General features: G+C 67.6%; 4 protein-coding genes. 2 read left to right on the forward strand and 2 right to left on the reverse strand.

Features of this window, described 5'->3' with window-relative positions:
- Positions 1–204: 204 nt before the first annotated feature.
- Positions 205–423 carry a hypothetical protein gene (locus DEIPI_RS0107005; protein WP_027481306.1) on the forward strand — a complete coding sequence of 73 codons (219 nt, stop codon included), beginning with the start codon at positions 205–207 and terminating at the stop codon, positions 421–423.
- On the opposite strand, the gene DEIPI_RS37510 is transcribed toward DEIPI_RS0107005, so the two are convergent.
- Together DEIPI_RS37510 and DEIPI_RS0107010 are read right to left on the reverse strand one after the other, a co-directional pair.
- On the reverse strand, positions 417–953 hold the full coding sequence (locus DEIPI_RS37510; protein WP_157463521.1) for a hypothetical protein: 537 nt from the start codon (positions 951–953) through the stop codon (positions 417–419). The two genes, DEIPI_RS0107005 and DEIPI_RS37510, sit on opposite strands and share 7 nt — an antisense overlap.
- Positions 954–1106: 153 nt before the next feature.
- Entirely contained in the window at positions 1107–1499 is a 393-nt protein-coding gene (locus tag DEIPI_RS0107010; protein ID WP_027481307.1) for an Hsp20/alpha crystallin family protein, read from the reverse strand.
- Between the two features lie 86 nt (positions 1500–1585).
- Here DEIPI_RS0107010 and miaA point away from each other — a divergent pair.
- Positions 1586–2359, forward strand: a 774-nt coding sequence (gene miaA / locus DEIPI_RS29235) for a tRNA (adenosine(37)-N6)-dimethylallyltransferase MiaA (RefSeq protein WP_052351653.1), incomplete at its 3' end; no start/stop codon positions are given.

The raw sequence follows: 2359 nt of genomic DNA on the forward strand, positions 1-2359 counted from the left end.
CGCCGAAGGTCCGCGCGGCGCAGGCGCCGGTGGAGGCCGCCCCGACGCCGGAGAAGGCAGCGCCCGCACCGGAGGAGGTCACGCCACCCGGCGACCTGTCCACCGACGCGCCCGCGCGCAAGAAGTGGAACCCGAAGAAATAACGACGGAAGGAGGGCGGGTTTTTCCCGCCCTCCTGCTCGTTCGCCCGACTATGCTGCCCGCATGGACCTCACCGCCGAGCAGTTCCACAGGTTCAGTGCCTCCCTCGACGAGACACGCCGACGACTCGACGCACTCTACGAGTCACGCCAGTATGACCAGATGCTCCACCTGATGCATGACCTTATGGGTGAGGCTATGTTCGTCCTGATGCGGCTGGAGCATAAGAACGACGTTCAGGTCGGAAGTTATACCATCAGTGCCGACGATGCTGGTCAATAACTCCGCGCTGTGGCACATCCCAGGGGTCCTGCTCCTGAACCGGTACTGCCTCCTACAAAGGACACGGTCGTGAAAGAGGCAAGGCAGTAGCGTCGCCCATTGACCTTGGGGAGCGTTCCTGCATATGCCGAGGTTTCGCGCTTGAGTGAATCGCGGAATGTTTTATCAACACTCGCAAACGTCGTCTGGTCCTCCAGGCGACTCTTGATCGTGATATATGCGAAAGTGGCGGTGCAATAGGCATACACTTGGCCGTCCACTCTGTTTGTTGCTGGCCGATTCACTTCGGGACGATTGATCACCGTGCAACTGCTCACCGACTGCGACCTCAATTTACCTTCGTCATCGTCTGCGGTGATCACGTACACGCCAACGTCCGGAAGCATTTTAAGCTTCTCGAACTCGGCCCTGGAGATGGGCTCCCCACGCTCGACGTCGACGGGTAGAGGCTTCTGTGACGCGCCTGGTACGGCGCCGCAACCGACCATGATGGTCCCGAGCACGGCCAGCACTGCTCCCCTGTAGTCCATGTCGTTCCTCCCTCCGGGTCGAGAGTTCCGCCCAGTGAGGGAAACCGTACCCGTGTCGAACGGCGGACGCCGTGCGATTCCTGCAGCCTGTCCAGACAGCAATTGAATGAGGGAGGCGCCCCCGACTTTTCGGGGGCGCCTCTCTTGCCTTGCTTACTCGTGGTCGATGATCTTGTGCTTCTTCTCGAAGGTCACGACGAGCACCCCGGCGCGCATCTGGGCGCGGCCCGTGCCGGGCAGCGTCTCGACGGGCAGGCCGAGGACGCGCTGGAACTGCCCGTGGGGCCGCTCGGCGGTGAGGACGGTCCCGCCGAAGTCCAGCGGGGGGCGGGTGCCGCTGATGGTGACGCGCTCGCCCTCCTCCAGCAGCTCGAACGCGTCGGGCTCCACGCCGGGCGCGTCCACGACGAGGTGCAGTTCGGTGTCCGTCTCGATCCAGTCGACGCTGGGCACCCACGGGGTGCGGCCGTCGAGGGACTCGACCTGCTGCCGGAGCTGCATGAGGGTGTTGATGCGCCGCAGGACGGGCTCGTTGCCGGAGTTCACGCGGACGCCCCCGGAAGGCGGGTGCGGTGGGTTCGGGACGGCTCGTTCATGTGTCTACACTACCGCCAGTCCCTAGAATGACGCGTGTGATTCACGTCTCAAACGGCCCGCTCGTTCCCGTCCTGACGGCCCCGACGGCGGCGGGCAAGACGGCGCTCGCGCTGGAGCTCGGCGCGCGCTTCCCGCTGGAGGTCGTCTCGGCGGACGCCTTCCTGGTGTACCGCGGCATGGACGTCGGGACGGCCAAGCCCACGCCGGGCGAGCGGGCGCGCGTGCCGCATCACGTGGTGGACGTCGTGGATCCCTGGGAGGCGTACGACGTGACGCGCTTCGTGCGGGACGCGGAGGCCGCGATCTCGGACGTCCTCGCGCGCGGGCGGACGCCGCTCGTGGTGGGCGGGACGGGGTTCTACCTGTCGGCGCTCGCGGGTGGACTGCCGACGGTGCCGCGCGCGGACCGGGAGGTGCAGGCCCTCGTGGAGGCGGACCTCGCACGAGACGGTCTGGACACGCTCCTCGCAGAGGTGGAGCGCGCCGCCCCGCGCGAGCTCGCGCGGCTGGAGCGCAACCCGCGCCGGGTGGTGCGCACGGTGGAGGTGCTGCGCCGCACGGGCCGCGTCCCGTCGGACTTCCCGCGCACGCCGCCGCGCTTCTCGTACGCGGTGACGGCCTTCACGCGCCCGCGCGAGGAACTCGACCGCCGCGTGACCCTGCGGGTGGAGGCGATGTTCGCGGGCGGCCTCCTGGAGGAGGTGCGCCGCGTCCTCGCGGACATCGACGCGCGCGGCGGGGAGCGCGTGTCCCTGCAGGCCATCGGGTACAAGGAGGTCGCGGCGCTCGTGCGCGGCGAAACTCACGAG

The organism is Deinococcus pimensis DSM 21231 (genome assembly GCF_000519345.1).
In the GTDB taxonomy this organism is placed as follows: Bacteria; Deinococcota; Deinococci; order Deinococcales; family Deinococcaceae; genus Deinococcus_A; species Deinococcus_A pimensis.

Coding starts and splice junctions, on each gene's coding strand:
- DEIPI_RS0107005 (WP_027481306.1), top strand. CDS start 205: ATGGACCTCACCGCCGAGCAGTTCCACAGGTTCAGTGCCTCCCTCGAC.
- DEIPI_RS37510 (WP_157463521.1), bottom strand. CDS start 953: ATGGACTACAGGGGAGCAGTGCTGGCCGTGCTCGGGACCATCATGGTC.